This window comes from Pseudoneobacillus rhizolycopersici (assembly GCF_054786815.1).
The window spans coordinates 1-253 of sequence record NZ_JBTOOE010000170.1 but is presented as its reverse complement, the minus strand read 5'-3'; the positions used below and the strand labels follow the sequence as shown (position 1 = coordinate 253).

Below are 253 nucleotides of genomic sequence, written 5' to 3'. Positions count from 1 at the left end.
GCTCACAACCGCATGGAGGTGAGGTGTGCCGCTGTCGGATTCGAGGTGAAGCCATACGGTTGACTTGCTCCCTGCGAGATTGGTTCTTGGGGATAGCAAACGGCCTGTTTTGTCCTTCATCTCCTGACGGTCAAACTCGGTCACGAAATCCTGCCAAAGCTGTTTCCAGTCATCGGAAGTGTAGTTGCGCGTATGCTCAGATGCCGGGCTGATCTCTATTCGGATAAGGTTGTTTTTCATGCGTGGTCGGGAC

1 protein-coding gene is annotated in these 253 nt (G+C 53.4%); it reads right to left on the bottom strand.

Annotated elements, in window-relative coordinates; all coding sequences use genetic code 11:
* Positions 1 to 253: hypothetical protein (locus tag ACX9YW_RS23290; RefSeq protein ID WP_460351141.1), on the bottom strand; the 253-nt coding region annotated here is incomplete at both ends.